Below are 21291 nucleotides of genomic sequence, written 5' to 3'. Positions count from 1 at the left end.
AGTGTCGGACACCGACAAACATCTTGATTACCTCAAGCGGCTGACCGCAGATCTGCGGCGCTCGCGTCGTCGGGTGGCCGAGTTGGAAGGCCGGCTGTCCGAGCCGGTGGCGGTGGTGGGCATGGCGTGCCGGTATCCGGGCGGTGCCGATTCGCCGGAGGCACTGTGGGACATGGTCGTTAAGGGCCGCGACGCCGTCTCGGATTTCCCGGCCGATCGCGGCTGGGATATCGCGGGACTCTACGACCCCGACCCCGACGCACCCGGGAAGATGTATGTCAACCAGGGTTCATTTCTCGCCGACGCGGGTGATTTCGACGCCGGTTTCTTCAACGTCGGCCCCAGCGAAGCGCTGGCGATGGATCCGCAACAACGTCTGATGCTCGAGCTGTCCTGGGAAGCATTGGAGCGCACCGGGATTGACCCGCTCGGCCTGCGCGGCTCGGCGACCGGTGTGTTCGCCGGTGTGATCCACGCCGGGTATGGCGGTCAGGTCGAGGGCGAACTGGAAGGGTACGGGCTCACCGGCTCGACACTGAGCGTCACTTCGGGCCGGGTCTCCTACGTGTTGGGACTGGAAGGCCCGGCGGTGTCGATCGATACGGCGTGCTCGTCGTCATTGGTGGCGCTGCATCTGGCGGCACAGTCGCTGCGATCCGGCGAATGCGACCTGGCGCTGGTCGGTGGTGTCACGGTGATGGCGACGCCCGCCGCGTTCGTCGAGTTCAGCCGTCAGCGAGCGTTGGCGCCGGATGGCCGGTGCAAGGTGTACGCCGGGGCCGCCGATGGGACGGCGTGGGCGGAGGGCGCCGGAGTGCTGGTGGTGGAGCGCCTCGCCGATGCGCGCCGAGCCGGTCATCCCGTGCTGGCGCTGGTACGCGGCACCGCCGTCAACCAGGATGGCGCCTCCAACGGACTGACCGCGCCGAACGGGCCTTCCCAGCAACGGGTCATCCGCACGGCGCTGGCCAACGCCGGATTGACCGCCGCCGACGTCGACGTCGTCGAGGGACATGGCACCGGCACCGTGCTGGGTGATCCGATTGAGGCGCAAGCCTTGTTGGCCACCTATGGCCAGGACCGGACCGTCGACCGCCCACTGTGGCTGGGCTCGATCAAATCCAACATCGGCCACACCTCGGCCGCCGCCGGCGTGGCCGGCGTCATCAAGATGATTCAGGCCATCCGGCACGGGGTGCTGCCGCAGACGCTGCACGTGGATGTGCCCTCACCCCACGTGGATTGGTCGGCGGGAGCGGTGTCGGTGCTCACCGAGTCCCGAGACTGGCCCCAGCACGACGGGCCGCGCCGCGCCGGGGTGTCGTCGTTCGGGATCAGCGGTACCAACGCCCACGTCATCATCGAACAGGCGCCCGACACTGAACCCGTTGCGGCCCAACCCGATCCGGGTGCCACCGCATGGGTACTGTCGGCCCGTACCGAACAGGCGCTGACCAGCCAGGCCGCACGGCTGCTCGTGCACGCGTCCGAACACGCGGACCTGAGTCCCCGCGACATCGCCTGGTCGCTGGTGACGACCCGCGCGGTGTTCGACCATCGGGCCGTGGTGGTCGGCGCCGGCCGTGACCGGCTACTGCAAGGACTGCGCGAACTGGTGGCCGTCGAGCCCGGCGCCGGTGTGGCCGCCGGGCGGGTCCGCTCGGCGGGCAAGACGGTGTTCGTCTTTCCCGGCCAGGGTGCCCAATGGCTCGGGATGGGACAGCAGCTTTACGACCGCTACGGCGAGTTCGCGGACGCGTTCGACGACGTCGCCGCGGCGCTCGACCCGTTATTGAGACTGCCGCTGCGACAAGTGATCTGGGGTAGCGACCCCGACCTGCTGGAGAACACCGAATTCGCTCAGCCCGCATTGTTCGCCGTCGAGGCGGCCGCAGCGGCGCTGCTGCGGCACTGGGGGGTGGACCCCGACATCGTCACCGGCCATTCCGTCGGTGAGATCACCGCGGCCCACGTGGCCGGCGTGCTGTCGCTGCCGGACGCCGCGCAGGTGGTCGCCGCCCGGGGCCGCATGATGGCGGCGCTGCCGCCGGGTGGCGCCATGGTCGCGGTCGCCGCCGGAGAAGCCGACGTTTCGCCGCTGCTAACCGATCGGATCGACATCGCCGCGGTCAACGGCCCCAACGCCGTGGTGATCTCGGGCGCCGACGCCGCCGTCACCGCTGCCGCGGACCTGCTGGCGCAGCAGGGACGGCGAACTCACCGGCTGGCCGTGTCGCACGCCTTTCATTCCCCCTTGATGGAACCGATGCTCGACGAGTTCACCCGGCGGGTCACCGGGATCTCTCCGTCGCCGCCGCGAATCGCCTTGATCTCCAACCTGACCGGAGAGCTGGCCGGCCCGGGATACGGTTCGCCGCGATATTGGGTCGAACATGTGCGCCGGCCGGTGCGTTTCGCCGACGGTGTGCGAACCGCTGAGTCGCTGGGCGCCAAGGCATTCATCGAGGTCGGTCCCGGTCGTGGTCTGACCGCCGCCGTCGAACAATCGTTGACCAGCGGGAAAGCCACCTCGGTCGCCCTGCTGGCCAATAACCGCCCGGAAGTGGAATCGGCGCTGACCGCGCTCGGCCAGCTGTACACCATCGGCGTGGACGTCAAATGGCCCGCGGCAGTGGGCGAGGGGCGCCGGGTCGACCTCCCCACCTATGCGTTTACCCACCAACGGTTCTGGCTGCCGCTCGGGGCCGTGGCATCCGGAAACGTCAGCGGTGTCGGCCTGGCCCGCACCGCGCATCCCTTGCTCGGCGCGGTGATCGAACGGCCCGACTCCGGCGGCGTCGTGCTGACGGGTTCACTGTCGGTGGGCGGCGCGCCGTGGCTGGCCGACCACATCGTCGACGGAGTGATGCTGTTCCCCGGTGCGGGTTTTGTCGAATTGGCGTTGCGGGCCGGGGACGAGGTCGGCTGCTCGGTGGTGGAAGAGCTCACCCTGCTGGGGCCGCTGGTATTGCCGTCGGGAGTCAACGCCCGCGTGCAGGTCGTCGTGGATGCCGCGGGCGAGTCCGGCGCGCGGGCCGTGTGGGTGTATTCGCGTGGCGCGGCGCCGGATTCGGCCTGGGTGCTGCACGCGCAAGGCACGCTGAGCGCAACAGAACCCGAGCCCGCCGCGGACCTGTCGGTGTGGCCCCCGGTCGGGGCCGCCGCGGTGGACGTCACCGACGCCTACCCGCAGTTGACGCAACGTGGTTACGAATACGGTCCGGCCTTCCGGGGTCTGCACGCCATGTGGCGCTTGGACAACGCCGTTTTCGCCGAGGTCGGCGTGCCCGAGGGGGTGACGGTCGGCGGCTTCGGGATTCATCCCGTGCTACTGGACGCGGCCCTGCACGCGATGGGCGTCGTCGGTGACCAGGCCGAGACGATGTTGCCGTTCTCGTGGCAGGGCGTCTGTTTGCATGCCGCGGGCGCGTCGCGGGTCCGGGTGCGGATCGCGCCGGTTGGCATCAGCGCGGTGTCGGTGGATCTCGCCGACGGATCCGGGTTGCCGGTGTTGTCGGTGCGCGAATTGGTGGTCCGGCCGATCTCGATCGGCGCGCTGTCGGCCGCATTGGCCGCCGCGGCCGGCGGCGCCGGGGGCCTGTATGAGCTTGCCTGGTCGCCGGTGTCGGTGGAGGTCAATGGGGTTGGTGTTGGGGGGGTGTGGGTGTGGGAGCCGCCGTTGGGGGATTCGGTGGCGGGGGTGTATGCGGCCACGCATGAGGCGTTGGGGGTGTTGCAGTCGTGGTTGGCTGGTGCGGATGGTCGTGTGTTGGTGGTGTTGACGCGTGGTGCGGTGGGGTTGGCCGGTGAGGGTGTGGTGGATTTGGCGGGTGCGGCGGTGTGGGGGTTGGTGCGGGCGGCGCAGGCTGAGCAGCCGGGTCGGGTGGTGTTGGTCGATTCGGACGGTTCGTTGGAGATTGGCGATGTGATCGGTTGTGGGGAACCGCAGTTGGTGGTGCGTTCCGGTGTTGCCCACGCCGCGCGACTGGTAGCGGTCGGGGCCGGAGCCGTGCTCGAATTACCGGCCGGCGGCTGGCGTTTGGCCGCCGGTGGGGGTGGCACTTTGGAGGACGTCGTGGTCGTTCCGGCGCCTGGCACCGAGTTGGGGTCGGGGCAGGTGCGGGTTGCGGTGGCTGCGGTGGGGGTCAACTTTCGGGATGTGTTGGTGGCGTTGGGGATGTATCCCGGTGGTGGTGAACTCGGTGCTGAGGGTGCTGGCGTGGTGGTTGAGGTGGGTTCTGGTGTTGGGGGGCTTGCCGTGGGTGATGTGGTGATGGGTTTGTTGGGGGTGGTGGGTTCTGAGGCGGTGGTGGATGCGCGGTTGGTGACGGTGGTGCCGGCGGGGTGGTCGTTGGCGCAGGCGGCTGGGGTGCCGGTGGTGTTTTTGACGGCGTTGTATGGGTTGTCGGTGTTGGCCGGGGTGCGGGCTGGGGAGCGGGTCTTGGTGCATGCGGCTACCGGTGGGGTGGGTATGGCGGCGGTGCAGTTGGCGCGGTTTTGGGGTGCGGAGGTGTTTGTCACTGCCAGTCGGGGTAAGTGGGATGTGTTGCGGGCGTTGGGTTTTGATGATGATCACATTGGTGATACCCGTAGTGTGGAGTTTGAGCAGAAGTTTTTGGTGACCACGGGTGGGGCCGGGGTGGATGTGGTGCTCAACTCGTTGGCGGGGGAGTTTTTGGATGCGTCGTTGCGGTTGTTGGTCGGTGGTGGGCGGTTCATCGAGATGGGTAAGACCGATCTGCGCGACCCTGCTGCGATGCCCGAGGGTGTGCGCTACCGCGCTTTCGACCTGATGGAAGCCGGACCCGACCTCATCGCGTCGATGCTGACCGAGTTGATGAGTCTGTTCGCTGCGGGGGTGTTGAAGCCGTTGCCCAGCAAGGCCTTTGACGTGCGTTCGGCGTCCGCGGCGTATCGGTTTGTCAGCCAGGCCCGCCAGATCGGCAAGGTGGTTCTGACACTGCCGGACGGTCCGGGGGATCGGGTGCTTGCGACGGCGGGGGGCAGCCTGGCTGGCGGCAGTGTGGTGGTGACTGGGGGTACCGGGATGGTCGGTGCGGCGGTGGCTGCGCATCTGGTGGCTCGGTATGGGGTGGGGCATGTGGTGTTGGTTAGTCGTCGCGGTGGGGAGGCTGACGGTGTCAGCGCGGTGGTGGAGGGGTTGACCGGGGCGGGGGCGCAGGTGTCGGTGGTGGCCTGTGATGTGGCCGATCGTGTGGCGGTGGCTGAGTTGATTGCGGGGTTGCCGGCGCGGTTTCCGTTGCGGGGGGTGTTTCATGCTGCGGGTGTGCTCGATGATGGGTTGATTGGTTCGTTGTCGGCGGATCGGGTGGATGCGGTGTTGCGGGCCAAGGTTGATGGTGCCTGGAATTTGCACGAGTTGACCCGTGATCGTGATTTGTCGGCGTTTGTGTTGTTTTCGTCGATGGCCGGTATTGTCGGTTCGCCCGGGCAGGGCAATTATGCGGCGGCCAACAGTTTTCTTGATGCGCTGGCTGCCGCGCGGCGGGCGCAGGGTCTGCCGGGGTTGTCGGTGGCGTGGGGGTTGTGGGAACAGGCCAGCGGCATGACCGCACACCTCGACGAGCGCGACAAGGCCCGCATGAGCCGAATCGGGCTGGCGCCGTTGTCCACCCCGCACGCGCTACAGCTATTCGACGAGGCCATGTTGGCCGATCGCCCGCTGCTGGTGGCCGCGCGCATCGACGCGTCGGGATTGGGCGCACACGGCGCCGTGCCCCCGGTGCTGCGCGACCTGGTCGCCCGACCGGGCCGTCGGCTCATCAGCGATGCCGGCGCTGCCGTGTCGATGTCGGGGCTGGCCACCCGGCTGCAGGGGCTGAGCCCCGAGCAGCGTCACCACCAATTGGTGGAATTGGTGTGCACCAACGCCGCAACGGTGCTGGGTCGATCGAGCGTCGATCTCGAGGCCACGCTGCCGTTCCAGGATCTCGGCTTCGACTCACTGACCGCGGTCGAACTACGCAATCGGCTGAAAACCGCTACAGGACTTACCCTTTCACCCAATCTGATCTTCGACTACCCGACCCCGGCGGCGCTGGCCGAACATATCGATGGACATCTGAGCTCCGCGACCACCGGGTCAGCCGCCGCCGAACCCGATCGACTGGCTCGGTTCAACGACATCGCCCGCGAACTACAGACATTGGTCAACCAACCCGGCTGGACAGACGACGACAAGACCCGCCTGGCCGTCCGCATTCAGGCCATCCTGGCCGAGCTGGAAACCCCGTCGCCGGCCCCGCCCGACCAAACGCAGCTGCTCGACGACGACATCGCCACCGCCACCGAACGCGAACTGTTCGCCATCCTCGATGACGACTACGGCCCCTGATGTCGCCCACGGACGTAGCGATCATCGGCCTGGCCTGCCGGCTACCCGGGGCCAGCAGCCCGGATGAGTTCTGGAACGTGCTGCGGGACGGACGCGAAGAGAACCGGCTTCCCGGAAACGTCGCCGAGTTCGACGCGGACTTCTTCAACCTCTCGCCCCGCGAGGCCCGCGCGATGGACCCGCGCCAGCGGCTGGCGCTCGAACTGGCGTGGGAACTGTGCGAAGACGCTCGCCTGATCCCGGATAGCCTGCGCGGCCAACAGGTTTCGATCTATCTCGGCGCCATGAACGACGATTATGCCGTTCTCACGCTTCGCGCGGGCGCCGACCACCTCGACCACCATTCGTTCGGCGGGCTCAGCCGCGCCATGATCGCGAACAGGATCTCCTACGCCTTCGGTGTGCAGGGCACCAGCATGGTGATCGATACCGCACAGTCGTCGTCATTGGTCGCCGTCCACCTGGCCTGCGAGAGCGTCCGCTCGGGTGCGGCAGCGCTGGCCATCGCCGGGGGTGTCCACCTCAATCTGGCCGACGAAACGGCAATGCTGGAACAGGAATTTGGCGCCCTGTCCGCGTCCGGGCGCACCTACGCCTTCGATGGCCGTGCGGACGGCTACGTGCGGTCCGAGGGCGCCGGGATGGTGCTGCTGAAGCCGCTGCCCGCCGCCGTCAAGGACGGGGATCGAGTCCGCGCCGTCATCCGCGCAACAGCGGTCAACAATGCCGGACACAGCTCCGTCGGCCAGACCGTGCCGTCCCCCCAGGCGCAGGCCGCGGTCATCCGTCGCGCGCTGGCAGATGCCGGTCTCGGCAGCCGGGATATCGACTACGTCGAGGCGCACGGCACCGGAACCCAGGTCGGCGACCCGGTCGAGGCCGGTGCCCTGGGGGAGATCTTCGGCGAACGACGGGACGATCCGGTACACGTCGGCTCGGTCAAGACGAACATCGGCCACACCGGAGCCGCCGCCGGCGTCACCGGCCTGCTGAAAACGGTACTGGCCCTGGAAAACGACTTGATCCCGGCGAGCCTCAATTACGACGGAGCAGATGCCGGCGATCTGAAAGGCTATGGCCTGCAGGTCAATTCCGCGCCGGCCGGCTGGCCGGCACCGGGCCGGCCGCGGCGGGCAGGGGTGTCGTCGTTCGGCATGGGCGGGACCAACGCTCACGTGATCCTCGAGCAGGCGCCCGCCCCGCCGCCCGCGGACAGGCCGGCTCACCAGCGGACGCCGGTGGCCTGGGTGCTGTCGGCCCGCTCGACCCAGGCGTTGGCCAACCAGGCGGCACGGCTGGCCGCCCATGTCGCCGCCGACCCGGATCTGGCGGTCTCTGACGTCGCCTGGTCACTGGTCACCACCCGTTCGGTGTTCGAGCATCGAGCGGTACTGGTGGGTAGCGATCGGCAGGTGCTGACAACGGGTTTGACGCGGCTGGCCGCCGGTGACCCCGACGCGGTGGCACGGCGGGCCAGGCACCCGGGCAAGACCGTGTTCGTGTTCCCCGGGCAGGGTTCCCAATGGCCGGGCATGGGCCGGCAGCTCTACCGCCGGTGGCCGGTGTTCGCCGATACTTTCGACGACGCCGTCGCGGCATTGAATCAGCATGCGCGGACCGATTTGCGCGACGTCGTGTGGGGTGACGACGCGGAACTGTTGGCCAACACCGAGTTCGCGCAGCCCGCGCTGTTCGCCGTCGGCGTGGCATTGTCGGCGCTGTTGCGCAGCTGGGGAATTGAGCCCGATCTGGTGATGGGACATTCAGTGGGCGAGATCACCGCCGCGGCCGTCGCGGATGTGCTGACGCTCGAAGATGCAGCACGGCTGGTGGCGGCGCGGGGCCGGCTGATGGCCGGCCTTCCGGCCGGCGGCGTCATGGTCGCGCTCGCCGCCGGTGCGGACGCCGTCACCGCGGTGCTGTCCGACGGCGTTGCGATCGCGGCCGTCAATGCCGATGACTCCGTGGTGATTTCGGGAGCTGAGGGCCCGGTGAGCGCGGTGGCCGACAGGTTCGCGCAGCGCGGCGTTCGCGTGCATCGGCTGGCGGTGTCGCACGCGTTTCACTCGCCCCTGATGGAGCCGATGATGGACGAGTTCGGCGATCTCATCGCCGGCCTCACGCCTCGTGAGGCGCGGATTGGTTTGGTATCGAACATGACTGGACGGCTGGCCGGAGGCGGCTACGGATCGGCGGACTACTGGGTTGAACATGTGCGCCGGCCGGTCCGGTTCGTCGACGGTGTGCGGTCGGCCGAGTCGCTGGGAGCCGGGCTGTTCGTCGAGCTGGGTCCCGCGGCGGGCCTGAGCGCCGCGATTGGGCGGTCGCTGCGCGATGAACATGCGGCCGCGATCGCGACGCTGACCAAGGACAGGTCCGAAGTCGAAGCCATACTCGGCGCGGCCGGCGAGCTATTTTCCCAAGGGGCGCCGGTGAGTTGGCCCGTGGTGTTCAGCGGACTGGCTGCCCGCCGGGTCGCTCTTCCGACGTATGGCTTTGCCCGGCAACGGTTCTGGCTGAACTCCGGCGGTGAAACACCGGCGCCGGTGAGCCGGGCCGCGGGCCTGGCCGACGAGCTGCGGACATTGGCGCCCGACGAGCAGCATCGGCGGCTGCTGGAGTTGGTGTGCGCGCATGCGGCAACGGTGCTGGGGCACTCAAGTGGCCGCGACATCGACGTCGACCGCGCCTTCCAGGACTTCGGCTTCGAATCGCTGACCGGTGTGGAACTTCGCAATCGCCTCAAGGCCGCCACGGGATTGGCATTGTCGCGCACCCTGATATTCGACTTTCCTACTCCGTCGGGGCTGGCCGCTCATCTGCGTCAGCAACTGCTGCACGACGCGAGCGCAGAGTCCGAAGACGCCAAGATCTGGGCAACGCTGAGAAAGATTCCGCTGCGCGAACTTCGGCGCACCGGATTGCTGGACAAGTTGCTGGTGTTGGCCGGCGAGGACGAACCACTGCTGGCCGATTCGACGGTCAGTGCGGACGACATCGATTCACTGAGCGCCGATGCGCTGATCGCGCTCGCCCTGAAGTCCAACAACACCGACGACGTCGAATGACGAAATCCCGGTTGGCGGATGCTATTACGCACTCCACCACGGTCGTATCCGACATGTGTTGAATAGCCGAATCTTTGCGGGCCGCAACGGGGCCGCATACACTCTCGTGCAGTGGGGGAATCGTTCTGAGCAGAGGCTAGATATGAGCGTCATCGCAGGTGTGTTCGGTGCATTGCCGCCACACCGCTACAGCCAGAGCGAGATCACCGATCAGTTCGTCCGGCTCCCGGCGCTGCAGGAACACGAGGAAATCGTCCGGCGGTTGCATGCCGGCGCGAAGGTCAACAGCCGCCATTTGGCACTGCCGCTGGAGCAATACCTGTCGCTGACCGACTTCACCGAGACGAACGAAATCTTCATCGAAAAGGCGGTCGACCTCGGTTGCGAAGCGCTGTTGGGCGCCCTCGACGAGGCCGGCCTGCAGCCCCGGGACGTCGACCTGATCGCCACCACGACCGTCACCGGAGTGGCGGTGCCATCGCTGGACGCCCGCATCACCGGCCGCCTCGGTCTGCGCCCGGACATTCGTCGGATGCCGCTGTTCGGGCTGGGCTGCGCCGGCGGCGCGGCCGGCGTGGCCGCCTTGCACGACTACCTGCGCGGCGCCGGGCACGGCGTCGCGGCTCTGGTGTCGGTCGAGCTGTGTTCGCTGACCTTCCCGACGGTCAAGCCGACGGTTTCCGGACTGGTCGGTACCGCAATGTTCGGCGACGGGGCGGCCGCGGTGGTCGCGGTGGGGGACCGGCGCGCCGAAGACGACGAGCGGGGGCGGGCCGGCGGTCCCGACATCGTCGATTCACGCAGCCGCCTCTACCCCGATTCGCTGCAGGTCATGGCGTGGCAGGTCGGGACGTCGGGGCTGCAGCCGGTGCTATCGCCGGAGTTGGCCCCGGTGATCGAACGGAACCTGGCCGATGACGTCGATGAGTTCCTCAGCCGACACGGCCTGACCCGAGACGACATCGGGGCCTGGGTGAGTCATCCGGGCGGTCCCAAGGTGATCGAGGCGATCGGCAAGTCCCTCGGCCTGCGGCCCGAGGCACTGGAATTGACCTGGCGCTCGCTGGGCGAGATCGCCAATCTCTCGTCGGCGTCGGTGCTGCACGTGCTGCGCGACACCATCGCCAAACCACCGCCCACCGGCAGCCCCGGGCTGATCGTCGCGATGGGTCCCGGGTTCTCCTCCGAACTCGTGCTATTGCGCTGGCATTAACCCGTCGACGTCGACGATCAGCCCCGGCTTGGGACTAAGCGCGGCGAGGTTGGCCGCGCGGATGCGTTGCGCGGGCAGTCGCAGCGTCGTTCGGGTAACCAGCCGGGCCAGCATCGCCGTCATCTCCATCGTCGCCATCACCGACCCGACGCAGCGATGTAAGCCGGCGCTGAACGGAATGAACTCGTGCGGCGCGGGCTTGCGATACTGCGGGCCTTGCGGATCCCAACGTTCCGGCCGAAATTCGTCCGGATGCGGCCACACCTCGGGCAGTCGGTGGGTGACATAGGCGCTGAAGATCAGCAACCGGCCGGCGCGGATCGGGTGGCCATCGAAGTCGAGGTCGCGCACCACCCTGCGGGCCGAAATCACCGCCGGTGAGTACAGCCGAAGCGTTTCCTGCACCACGCCGTTGAGATAGGTCAGCGATGCCAGGTCGGCCGCCCAGCTCCCCGGCGGTCGATCGCCCAGAACCCGGCGCACCTCGTCGGCGGCCCGCTGCCAGGCGCCCGGCAGGCTCAGCAGCGTATAGATCGACCAGGCCAGCGCCCCGCTGGTGGTCTCGTAGCCGGCGGTGATGAGCGAGATGATCGAGTCACGAATCTCGTTGTCGCCCAGCGCATATCCCTCTTCACCTCGACCGGCGATGAGCATCGTGAGCAGGTTGTCGTCGGGCCGAGGCTGCGCGCGCGCCTGCGCAACCTGCGCGTCGATGAAATCGTTGAGGCGTTGCCGCGCCGCCAGTGCCCGCCGCCAGGCAGGGGCCCGCAAGCGTTGCTGCAGCGAAACCACCTGGGGCAGCTGATGAGTCAGGTCCAGCAACGGTTGCAAGTGCTCGCCCAAAAAGTCGGCATGCGCGGCCAGCCGCGGTCCGAACAGACTCTCGACGGTGCTGCGGCGCACCGCGCCGCGGCAGTGCCGGTAGATGTCCAGTCGTTGGCCGTGGTGCCAGTCGTCGATGACGCGGTCGATGTTGGCGACCATGGTCGGCAGGTAGTCCCGAATCTGGTGATGCCGCAACCCCGGCGCCACCACGCTGCGGCGGCGCCGGTGATCGTCGCCGTCACTGACGATCAGCGCCGTCGGCCCGTCGACGATCGCCAGGTTTTCGAACGTCTTCGCCCAGCTGAACGCGTCGGCGTTGGCAAACACGAACCTGTTCGCCTCTGGCCCGAGGAGATGGGTGTAGCCGCGCCGGCCGATCCCGGCATTGATCACCGGGCCGTACCGCCGGTACATCGCCAGTAACGCCTGCCCGGGTGGGTAGTGGACCGGTCGGTGCCTAGGGGTCGTCATGGCATCATTCGACCACCTCGGAGAGCTCCAGCCACCGGGTTTCCAGCGCGGCGACCTCGTCTTCCAGGTCGCGCAGCTCGCCGGTCAACCGCGTGATGCCGACGTGGTCGGACTGGTCGTGCTCGGCGAGCTCGACATGTTTGGCCGCGATGCGATCGGCCAGCCGGGCCAGCTGTCGGTCGACCGAGGCCAGCTCCTTTTCCGCGGCGCGGCGCTGCGCGCCGGACATCGCCGGGGCCGGCGGCGCCGAGGCAGGCCCGGATGGCGGCCCCGCGGCTTCCGATGCGCTGGTGGACCGTCCGGCCAGCCGCAAGTATTCGTCGACCCCGCCGGGCAGGTGGCGCAACCGGCCGTCGAGGATCGCGTACTGCTGATCGGTGACCCGTTCCAGCAGGTATCGGTCGTGCGAGACCACGATCAGCGTGCCCGGCCAGGAGTCGAGCAGGTCTTCGGTCGCGGTCAGCATGTCGGTGTCGACGTCGTTGGTGGGCTCGTCGAGCAGCAGCACATTCGGTTCGGACAGCAGCGTGAGCATCAGCTGCAGCCGACGCCGCTGGCCGCCGGACAGCTCGCCGACCCGCGCCGAGAGCTGACCGCGCCCGAAGCCGAGGCGTTCCAGCAGCTGGGTGGGGGTCACCTCACGCCCCTCGACCTGGTAGCCACCACGCAACCCGCTCAGCACGTCGGCGATGCGGTCGGCGGCGAACGGGGCCAACAGGTCGCCCTGCTGGTCGAGCACCGACAAGCGCACCGTCTTGCCGCGCTTGACCCGTCCGGTATCGGGCGTGACTGTGCCGGCGATCAACCCCAGCAGCGTCGACTTACCCGCGCCATTGGCGCCGACGATGCCGGTCCGTTCCCCGGGTGCGATGCGCCATTCGACGTCGCGCAGCACCGGGCGATCGCCGTAACAGACCGACACGTCCAGCAGGTCGATCACGTCCTTGCCGAGCCGGGCCGTCGCCAGCTTGGCCAACTCGACCGGGTTGCGCAGCGGCGGCACATCGGCGATCAGCTGGTTGGCGGCGTCGATGCGGAACTTCGGCTTGGAGGTCCGCGCCGGCGGCCCGCGCCGCAGCCAGGCCAGCTCCTTGCGCATCAGGTTCTGCCGTTTGGCCTCGGCCACGGCGGCCTGCCGGTCGCGCTCGACGCGCTGCAGCACATACGCCGCGTACCCGCCCTCGAACGGCTCGACGATGCCGTCGTGCACCTCCCACGTCGTCGTGGCGACTTCGTCGAGGAACCAGCGGTCGTGCGTCACCACCAGCAGGCCGCCGGTGTTGCGCGCCCAGCGCTGTCGCAGGTGACCGGCCAGCCAAGTGATGCCCTCGATGTCGAGATGGTTGGTGGGCTCGTCGAGGGCGATCACGTCCCACTCACCGATCAGCAGTTGGGCCAGCTGCACGCGCCGGCGCTGTCCACCGCTGAGCGTCGAAATCGTTGCGTGCCAATCCAAGTCGGAGACCAGCCCACTCACCACGTCGCGAATCCGCGGGTCGCCCGCCCACTGATGCTCGGCCGCCTCGCCGACCAGCGTCCACCCCACCGTGCGGGCTGGGTCCAGGACGTCGGCCTGGCTGAGCGCGCTGACTCGCAATCCGCTGCGCCGGGTGATCCGGCCGGAGTCGGGTTGCAGCTGGCCGGTCAGCAGGCGCAGCAGGCTCGACTTGCCGTCGCCGTTGCGGCCGACGATGCCGATCCGGGCGCCGTCGCTGACCCCCAGCGAGATCGACTCGAACACGACCTGAGTCGGGTATTCCAGGTGAACGGCCTCGGCCCCCAGTAGGTGCGCCACCGGGCAATTATTCGAGAGTGAGCAAGGCGTGGTCGACGTGGGTCCGAGTGTCCGGCGATGAGGTTCCGGCGACAGCCTTCAGAAAGCGCGCGGCCAGGTCGCGAACCTTGAGGTTGGTCTCCTGGGAGCGCCAGACCAAGACGTCGAAGGCGCGCTCGGCCGAGATGCCGTAGGCGGCGATCAGCACGCCCTTCGCCTGCTCGATGGTGGCCCGGGCGTCGACCACCGCCTCGAGGACCCGGGTGATATCGGAGTGCAGGGAATCGGTGACGTCGACGTAAAACCCCGATGTGCCGATCACGGCGCCGGCGTCGTCCCGCATTTCCTCGCCCGCGACGATGACGCATCGGGTGTGGCCGGCCTTGTCGACGATGCGGTGCCGGCTGCTGAACGGCTCGCCGCTGACCACCCGGTCCAGCACCGCCGCGACGCGCTCGCGATCGTCAGGATGTTTGTGCTGGAGCAGGAGTTCCGTGCTGGGCGTCACCGTTCCCGGTTCGTAGCCGTGCATGCGTGCCACCGCGTCCGACCACTCCCAGCGCTGCCCGTCCTGGAAGTACTTGAATCGGCCGACCCGCTGCGGTTCACCGACGCCGAGAACCAGATCCATGGCTCCCCGTTGAGCGGTTTCATCATCAAAGTTCACGGTCATCGCGGCCCCCGGAAGTACGTTGGTTGCACCTCGGTGATATTGCCCATTTCGACGGCCGTCAAGCAGACGGCGTCAGGTTATGACGGCTCAGCCAACTCGGAACCGCTCGGCGTCGCGGTGTTTGAACTCCAGACCCAGTCCGGGCCGCCCCTGATCGGGTCGCAGCGCCCCGCCTTCCGGCGACAGCGCGCCGTCGAAAAGCAGATGTTCGATGCGATGGTGGTCGTGGAAGTACTCCAGGTGCCGCAAATTTGGGATGGACGCGGCGACATGAGCATGCAGGTTCGGGGCGCAATGCCCGGACACCTCGACGTTGTTCGCGGCGGCAACCGCCGCGGCGCGCAGCCAATCGGTGATGCCGCCGCACCGGGTGACGTCGATCTGCAGGCAGTCGACCGCCTCGGCCGCCAGCATCCGGTTGAAATATGCCAAGTCGTAGCCGTATTCGCCGGCGGTGACGTCGGGGCGCACCTGCTCGCGCACCTGCCGCAGTCCGACAAGGTCGTCGGACGACACGGGTTCCTCGAACCAACTGACCTGGTGTTCATCCATGGCGTGGGCCACCCGGATCGCCTGCTTGCGACTGTAGCCGCCGTTGGCGTCGACATACAGCGCGATGTCGTGCCCAATAACCTTGCGCGCGAAGGCGATTCGCCGGATATCGCGGCGCACGGCAGAGCCCGACGACTCGCCGATCTTGATTTTGACGCGCGGAATCTTCCAGCTGTCCACCCAACGCTCGAGTTGGGTTCGGGTCGCCTGTTCGTCGTAGGTGGTGAACCCACCGCTGCCATAAATCGGTACCTCGGCACGCGCCATGCCGAGCAGCCGGCACACCGGTGTGTCCAAGAGTTTGCCCTTTAGGTCCCACAGCGCCGTGTCGACCGCCGAGATCGCGCAGGAGACCAGGCCCGGACGTCCATTGTTACGCATCGCCATGACCATGGACTGCCACGCGGCGGTGATGTCCAAAGCGCTGTGCCCGGCGACGGCATCGGCGAGCGGGCCGGCGATCAGCTCGCGGGCTGCACTGGTCGCATAGGTGTAGCCGATCCCTCGCCGACCGCCCGCGGTCACCTGCGCCAACACCAGCGTCGTCGACGTCCATTCGAAGGTGCCGTCGGCTTCGGGTGCGTCGGTGGGGATTTCGTACGCCTGGGCGGTGACCGCGTCAATGCAGTCGTCCAGGCGGCTGGTTGTGGTCATCTCAGCTCCTGCAGGTTCAACCGAGCCCGGACGGGGCTCGGCATGGTGCGCCGGACAACCGCTGCGGCCACCCGGTGCCGAAGGCGAACCAGGGTCTCCAGCGCGTCGGCGCGCCGCGCATGCGAAGGCGGGGGAGTTCGGCGAGCCTGGGCGGCGCCGACCGCGGCGAAAAGCGCCGCGAGGGTCGCGCTCAGCAACGTCAACCGGCGCGACTCGCGGTCGACGACCGCCCAGACGAGCATCGAGATGGCATGCACGAGATCGACTTCGGCGCCCAGGGCCACGGTCACGGCGGTGGGCCGAATGTCGGTTGCCGCGGCTTGTGCCAGCAGGCGCCCGCCCAGGATGCGGGTGGCGATGCGTTCTCGGGCGCTCACTCGGGGCGATACCAACCGCAGCACGTGGTCCGGCAGCGCCAGCAGCAGCACACCGTAACCGATTCGCGCCCAACCGATCATGCTCTGCGGCGGGCGGACATGGCGCTCAGCACGCCGACGCCGAGAGCCAGCGCGCCGGTGCCGCCGGCAACGGGATGTCGGGAGAACCACAGCTGTGGGCTGCGCCCGTGCGATTTGCCATCGAAGCCGCCGTGGGCGCCGTGATCGCTGCCCGGGGCGTCGTCGACCGGGCGCCATAAGTTGTCCGGTCGCTGGCGCTCGGCCTGTTGATCGGTCTGCTGGGAGTCATATCCCGTCCGGCCCAGATAACGGTCCAGCAGGGGCGCGATGAACTTCTGCGCCACCAGCGTGGCCACGGTGCTCTCCCCGACCCAGTACTGTTTGCGCTCCGGATGATCGGCGGCGTACGCGACGGCACGCGCGGCGACCTCGGGTTGGTAAATCGGCGGTACCGGCTGCGGATGCCGGGGCAATCGCGAAAGCACCCAGGAGAACTGCGGGGTGTTGACCGCCGGCAGCTGAACCAGGGTGACCCGGACCCGGGAGCCTTCGTGCAGCAGCTCGCAGCGCACGGACTCGGTGAAACCGTTGATCGCGTGCTTGGCCCCGCAATACGCCGACTGCAACGGGATGGCCCGCTGGCCCAGCGCGGATCCGACCTGGACGATCGCGCCGCGGTCCCGGGGCTGCATCTTTGCCAGCGCGGCCATGGTGCCATGCACGTATCCCAGGTAACTGACCTCGGTGACGCGCTTGAACTCTTCCGCGCTGATCTGGCGAAACGGCGCGAAAACGGAGGTGAACGCGACGTTGATCCAGGTGTCGATGGGCCCGAATGTGGCCTCGGCCTGATCCGCGGCATCGTGGACCGCGGAAAAATCGGCGACGTCCGTCGGAATGGGCAGCGCGTTGCCGCCGCCCGCCTCGACATCGCGGGCCGCGCCGCCCAGGCCCGCCGCGCCGCGGGCGAGCAAGGTGACGTTGGCCGCGCGGTGCCCGAACAGCACCGCGGTGGCGCGCCCGACGCCGGCGCTGGCTCCGGTGATTACGACGTGGGGTGCCATCGAACTGCCTTTCGTTGTCAACCGCCCGAATCCGAGTCATCAATCGTTGCTGCACATTCCAGCAGCAGTGCGTGGACGAACGCCTGGGGCAGGTTGCCGCGAAGCTGGCGTTGGGTGACGTCGTATTCCTCGCAGAGCAAGCCGGGTGGCCCGCAGGCGGATCGGTTGCGGTCGAACCAGCGCAGCGCCCGCAGCCGGTGACCTTGCTGATGCTCGGCAAGGGCCATCATGAAGCCGCACAACACGAACGCGCCCTCGGCATCGCCAAGCTCACGTTCGTCGTGGCGGAAGCGGTACACGAATCCGTCATCGGTGAGGTCTTGACGAACGGCGGTCAATGTGGCGCGGGTGCGCGGGTCGTCGGCGGGCAGGGCACCGCGCACCGCCGCCAGCACCAGTGCCGCGTCGACCTCGGTCAGCCGCGGGCTGCGCTGCCAGTGGCCGCGCCGGGGATGCACGCTGGCGGCGGCGGTATCGGCGAGGATGGCGTCGGCCAGCGACGCGCACGCGGCAACCTCCTGACCGGCGCCGGCCGCCTTGGCGATGGCCCGAAGTCCGGCGACACAGGCCAGGCGGCTATGCGTCCACTGCTGGTTGTCGAGTTCCCAGATTCCGGAATCTGGCTCGCGCCAACGGGTCTCGATCGCGCAGATCGCGGTTTGCGCGGCGCGCCAGCCCTCGGCGTCGAGCCGGTCGGCGGCCGCGGCCGCGGCTAGCAGTTGCAGCGTCTCGCCGAAGATGTCGAGCTGGAACTGCCGGTTGGCCCAGTTGCCGACCTTGTCCGAACCACCCGGGTAGCCGGGTAGGTCGAGTTCTTGCTCGCCGGGGATGCCCTGGCCGACAACGGTATAGGCGGGTTTCAGGTCCGCGCCGTCCTGCAGCAGCCGGGCGCCGACGAAGGCTACGGCGCGGTCGAGCAGCTCGGTTGTCCCGACCGCGGCGGCGGCCAGCCCGGCATAGACCTGGTCGCGGATCCAGGCGTAGCGGTAGTCGTAGTTGCGGTTGCCGTGGGCGCGTTCGGGCAGGCTCATCGTGGCGGCGGCGACCATTCCGCCGCCGCTGCTGGTCATTCCGCGCAGCACTGCGTAGGCGTGCTGCGCGTCGCGCGCCGCGACGGCGCACTGCAGGTGTGGCACGCTGCGCTGCCAGGACGACGCGGTGCCCTCCCAGGCGGTCTCCGGGTCGGGCGGACGGTCGGGCAGCGCGTTTTCGGACAACTCCAAGACAAAGTCGTGCTGCTGGCCCTCGTGAACGGTGAGCTCCTGGGCAAGCAATTGGCTGCGGTCCTCGGCCGAGCAGACCGGGCGCGCCTGGCCGCCGCCGGACCATCGCCAGTGCAGCGGTCCCGAGCGCCCGCTCCAGCTTCCCTCGTCACACCGCAGTCTGCCGGTGCCGCGCCGGCCGAACCCGGCGCGGGGCTGCAGCAATACCCGCAGCGTCGCCGTACCCTGACAGCCCACGACGCGCCGCAACAACACCACCCGGTCGGCCTCACCTGGAAAGGCCAGCGCCTCACGGCATTCCACCACTCCACCGCGGGTGACCCAACGGCTGCGCCAGATCAAACTGCCCGCCTCGTAGTAGCCGCCCCACACGTGCCGCGGTTCTAGCGGAGTGATGGCGTACACGCCGCCACCGCCGATCAGCCCCGAGAAGACGGCGTCGGAATGCCAGCGGGGCGCACACATCCAGGTGACCTCGCCCTGCGGCCCGATCAGGGCGCCGCGTTCGCCGTCGGCCAGCAATGCGTATTCGCGCAGCACTCGCGGCGCGAATGCCGTCTCGACCACCGCGTCAGACACGGGTCCCCGCTCGATCCCCGGGCCGGGACGTGTCGATCTTGCCGGTCGCCATTCGCTGCGCCAGCCGTGATGCCAGCGCCATGATCGTCAATGCCGGGTTGGCCGAACCCTGGGTGGGGCACACCGATCCGTCGGCGACGAGCAGGTTCGGTACCCCCCACACCCGGTGATCGGAGTCGACCACCGAATTTGCTGGGCTGGTACCCATCCGGGCGCCGCCGATCAGGTGCGCGAAGCGCTGGATGGTCAGAATGTCCTGGGCGTCGGCGGCGTGCAGGATGTCCCCGATGACCTTGGTGGAGTACGCCATGTTGGCTTTGTCGTTGTCGCACAACGTGTAGTCGAAGCGGGCGACGGGCAGGCCGTAGGGGTCGCGCTCGGTGGCCAGGGTGACCCGGTTGTCGGGTTGCGGGAGCAGCTCGTTGAGCACGCCGACGGTCGCCCAGTGGTTGTAGTCGCGCATGTACTCCCGCATGGCTCGGCCCCAAAGCCCCTCGGCGAGCACATGTTCGGCCCAGCCGATGGGCATGGGGGACACGGTCTGGATGGCGAATCCGCGAGCGAATCCCCGAGACGGGTCGGTCTCGTAGAACTGTTCGGAACTGACCTCCGGGGGCGGTGCCTTGTACATCCGAACCTCCTCGGACCATCGGCCCGCGGACTGGGTGGCGCCCTGCACCATCACATAGCGCCCGACCTGATCGTCGTTGTTTCCCAGTCCGTTCGGAAACCCCGGGCAGGCCGAGTTCAGCAGCAGGCGGGGCGTCTCGATCGAATATCCCGCGACGGCAACCACTTTCGCCTTCTGCAAGCGTTCGGAGCCGCCGACCGTGTCGTAGTACACCACGCCGCGCGCCGAGCCGCTCTCGTCGAGTTCGACACGGGCGGCCATGCAATTGGCGCGGATCTCGACGGCGTGCGCCAACGCATCGGGCAGGTGTGTGACGTAGGGGCTGGCCTTGGCGTGCACCTTGCAGCCCTGTAGGCAGTAACCGCGGTAGATGCAGTGCGGCCGGTTGCCGAAGGTGCCGTTGACGATGCCGACCGGCCCCACCCGCATCTGAATGCCGAGCTCCAGCGCGCCGCGCCAGATCTTTGCGGCCGATCCCGAAATAGGGTGTGGCGAAAAGGGATAACGGTGCGGGTCGCCCCACGGCCAGTTTTGCCCCGCCACCGGCAGCTCGAGTTCCACCCGCTCGTAGTGTTCGCGGAGGTCCTGGTAGCGGATGGGCCAGTCCGCGCCCACCCCGTCGCGCGTGTAGGTGGCGAAGTCGCTGGGATGAAACCGTGGACAGTAACCGGCGTAGTGGACCATGGAGCCGCCCACGCCGCGTCCCGAGTTGTTCTTGCCCAGCTCGATCGGGTCGTCACCGCCGATGATCCGTTTCTGTGTCCAATACAGCTCGTGCGCACCGGCCTCGTCGGAGACCCAGTCCTCGTCGGGGTGCCAGAACGGCCCGGCCTCCAGAATCACCACCCGCCAGCCGGCCCGCGCCAGCCGCTGAGCCAGGACCGAACCGCCCGCGCCGGCGCCGACGATCACCAGGTCGACCTCGTCGTCGTCGGCGTAGCGGCGCATCGTCTGCTCACCCGGCAGGTCACGGGAGTGAACGTCGAGCAGGAATCGGGAATCGTTGTCTCGCGGTCCGATTGCGCCCTTGAACACCCCACGCCACAAGTCGCCCATCACAGCTCACCGCTCTGCACGACCCGCACGGGGTCTTCGTCGGTGGCGCCGGGAGTCTCGAACGGTTCGCGCGCGGCGGCCGGGCCCGTGGCGCCGCCCAACCTCATGAATCCGCGCGGGTATGCCGGTCCGCCGAACCCGATCTCGTTCCACGCCCAGGGATGGGAGTAGAAGCCGGACAGCACCATGCGCATGCACACCGACCACGCCCGCTTGACGTTCAGGTTGTCCCAGGTCGCGCCGGTCAGCGAGCCGTGGGCGAAGTCCTCGATGATCGCCTCGCGTGTTTCGGGTTCGGCGGCGGCGAAGCAGTCCTTGCCGTAATCCCGGGTGGCGGTCTCGTCAAGTCCCCGCAGCACCATCCGGAAGGTGTCGCGGTCGTCGGGCATGTCGGCGTACTGGTAGCCGTCCAGGCGACCGTCGGCGAGCTTGCTGTCGACGGACTCGGCCACCGGCACCCGCGGTTCAACATCCTGTGCCAGCACCGTGTCGCAAAACGCGCGCAGACCCGGCTCCTCCGCCGCGGTGAAAAAGCGCAGCGGCCCCGGAGGTTCCAGTCGCGCCAGCACTACGTTCCGGGTGGCCTCATCCCAGGTGTCGGCCGTCGCCAGCACGTCGAAATCGGGATAGCGGCCGATCATCTGGGGTGTGATGCCAGCACGTTGGCGGGGGAGCCAGGACGGATGGGGCGGTTTGCGGTCGGGGCGCCGGTTGGGCAAATGGTCGGGGCGTGCGGTATCGGCCATCGTCGCGAT

At 68.4% G+C, this 21291-nt stretch carries 12 protein-coding genes; 3 read left to right on the top strand and 9 right to left on the bottom strand.

All coding sequences use genetic code 11. The annotated features are described in order from the left end of the window. Position 1: 1 nt before the first annotated feature. From AWC25_RS03745 to AWC25_RS03735, 3 genes are all read left to right on the top strand, one after another. Complete coding sequence (locus AWC25_RS03745; protein WP_085166368.1) at positions 2–6355, top strand: type I polyketide synthase; 6354 nt, start codon at positions 2–4, stop codon at positions 6353–6355. After that, positions 6355–9423 carry a type I polyketide synthase gene (locus AWC25_RS03740; RefSeq protein WP_085166367.1) on the top strand — a complete coding sequence of 1023 codons (3069 nt, stop codon included), beginning with the start codon at positions 6355–6357 and terminating at the stop codon, positions 9421–9423. The genes AWC25_RS03745 and AWC25_RS03740 overlap by 1 nt, the downstream gene beginning before the upstream one ends. Positions 9424–9565: 142 nt before the next feature. Continuing rightward, positions 9566–10636 (top strand): type III polyketide synthase, encoded by a 1071-nt coding sequence (locus tag AWC25_RS03735; protein WP_069400355.1) that lies wholly within the window; start codon positions 9566–9568, stop codon positions 10634–10636. Here AWC25_RS03735 and AWC25_RS03730 read toward each other — a convergent pair. The 9 genes from AWC25_RS03730 to AWC25_RS03690 all read right to left on the bottom strand — a co-directional run bounded on the left by AWC25_RS03730 (position 10619) and on the right by AWC25_RS03690 (position 21282). Then, positions 10619–11932 carry a cytochrome P450 gene (locus tag AWC25_RS03730; protein WP_069400354.1) on the bottom strand — a complete coding sequence of 438 codons (1314 nt, stop codon included), beginning with the start codon at positions 11930–11932 and terminating at the stop codon, positions 10619–10621. The genes AWC25_RS03735 and AWC25_RS03730 overlap by 18 nt on opposite strands. A 4-nt stretch (positions 11933–11936) precedes the next feature. Further along, positions 11937–13727: an ABC-F family ATP-binding cassette domain-containing protein gene (locus AWC25_RS03725; RefSeq protein ID WP_069400353.1), complete on the bottom strand. Its 1791-nt coding sequence runs from the start codon at positions 13725–13727 to the stop codon at positions 11937–11939. Between the two features lie 7 nt (positions 13728–13734). Then, entirely contained in the window at positions 13735–14379 is a 645-nt protein-coding gene (locus AWC25_RS03720; RefSeq protein WP_069400352.1) for a PAS and ANTAR domain-containing protein, read from the bottom strand. Positions 14380–14466: 87 nt separating this feature from the next. After that, the gene (locus AWC25_RS03715; RefSeq protein WP_069400351.1) at positions 14467–15585 is read right to left on the bottom strand and encodes an enolase C-terminal domain-like protein; all 1119 of its coding nucleotides are present in this window, start codon (positions 15583–15585) and stop codon (positions 14467–14469) included. Continuing rightward, the gene (locus tag AWC25_RS03710) at positions 15582–16043 is read right to left on the bottom strand and encodes a hypothetical protein (protein ID WP_069400350.1); all 462 of its coding nucleotides are present in this window, start codon (positions 16041–16043) and stop codon (positions 15582–15584) included. Before AWC25_RS03710 ends, AWC25_RS03715 begins: the two co-directional genes overlap by 4 nt. Next, a complete protein-coding gene (locus AWC25_RS03705; RefSeq protein WP_069400349.1) occupies positions 16040–17047 on the bottom strand; it encodes an SDR family oxidoreductase in 1008 nt (335 codons plus the stop codon). The genes AWC25_RS03710 and AWC25_RS03705 overlap by 4 nt, the downstream gene beginning before the upstream one ends. Before the next feature lie 17 nt (positions 17048–17064). Further along, positions 17065–18849: a glycoside hydrolase family 15 protein gene (locus tag AWC25_RS03700; RefSeq protein ID WP_069400348.1), complete on the bottom strand. Its 1785-nt coding sequence runs from the start codon at positions 18847–18849 to the stop codon at positions 17065–17067. Further along, positions 18842–20536 (bottom strand): GMC family oxidoreductase, encoded by a 1695-nt coding sequence (locus AWC25_RS03695; protein WP_069400347.1) that lies wholly within the window; start codon positions 20534–20536, stop codon positions 18842–18844. Before AWC25_RS03695 ends, AWC25_RS03700 begins: the two co-directional genes overlap by 8 nt. Next, positions 20536–21282 carry a gluconate 2-dehydrogenase subunit 3 family protein gene (locus AWC25_RS03690; RefSeq protein WP_069400346.1) on the bottom strand — a complete coding sequence of 249 codons (747 nt, stop codon included), beginning with the start codon at positions 21280–21282 and terminating at the stop codon, positions 20536–20538. The genes AWC25_RS03695 and AWC25_RS03690 overlap by 1 nt, the downstream gene beginning before the upstream one ends. Between the last annotated feature and the right edge of the window lie 9 nt (positions 21283–21291).

It is taken from the genome of Mycobacterium sherrisii, from assembly GCF_002102355.1.
GTDB classification, from domain to species: Bacteria; Actinomycetota; Actinomycetes; order Mycobacteriales; family Mycobacteriaceae; genus Mycobacterium; species Mycobacterium sherrisii.
The sequence above is the reverse complement of the archived record's forward strand: the minus strand, read 5'-3'. Positions and strand labels throughout refer to the sequence as shown.

Bases quoted from the DNA above. Each gene is read 5' to 3' on its own strand.
- AWC25_RS03740 (WP_085166367.1), top strand. From the start codon at position 6,355: ATGTCGCCCACGGACGTAGCGATCATCGGCCTGGCCTGCCGGCTACCC.
- AWC25_RS03735 (WP_069400355.1), top strand. From the start codon at position 9,566: ATGAGCGTCATCGCAGGTGTGTTCGGTGCATTGCCGCCACACCGCTAC.
- AWC25_RS03730 (WP_069400354.1), bottom strand. From the start codon at position 11,932: ATGACGACCCCTAGGCACCGACCGGTCCACTACCCACCCGGGCAGGCG.
- AWC25_RS03720 (WP_069400352.1), bottom strand. From the start codon at position 14,379: ATGACCGTGAACTTTGATGATGAAACCGCTCAACGGGGAGCCATGGAT.
- AWC25_RS03715 (WP_069400351.1), bottom strand. From the start codon at position 15,585: ATGACCACAACCAGCCGCCTGGACGACTGCATTGACGCGGTCACCGCC.
- AWC25_RS03710 (WP_069400350.1), bottom strand. From the start codon at position 16,043: ATGATCGGTTGGGCGCGAATCGGTTACGGTGTGCTGCTGCTGGCGCTG.
- AWC25_RS03705 (WP_069400349.1), bottom strand. From the start codon at position 17,047: ATGGCACCCCACGTCGTAATCACCGGAGCCAGCGCCGGCGTCGGGCGC.
- AWC25_RS03695 (WP_069400347.1), bottom strand. From the start codon at position 20,536: ATGGGCGACTTGTGGCGTGGGGTGTTCAAGGGCGCAATCGGACCGCGA.
- AWC25_RS03690 (WP_069400346.1), bottom strand. From the start codon at position 21,282: ATGGCCGATACCGCACGCCCCGACCATTTGCCCAACCGGCGCCCCGAC.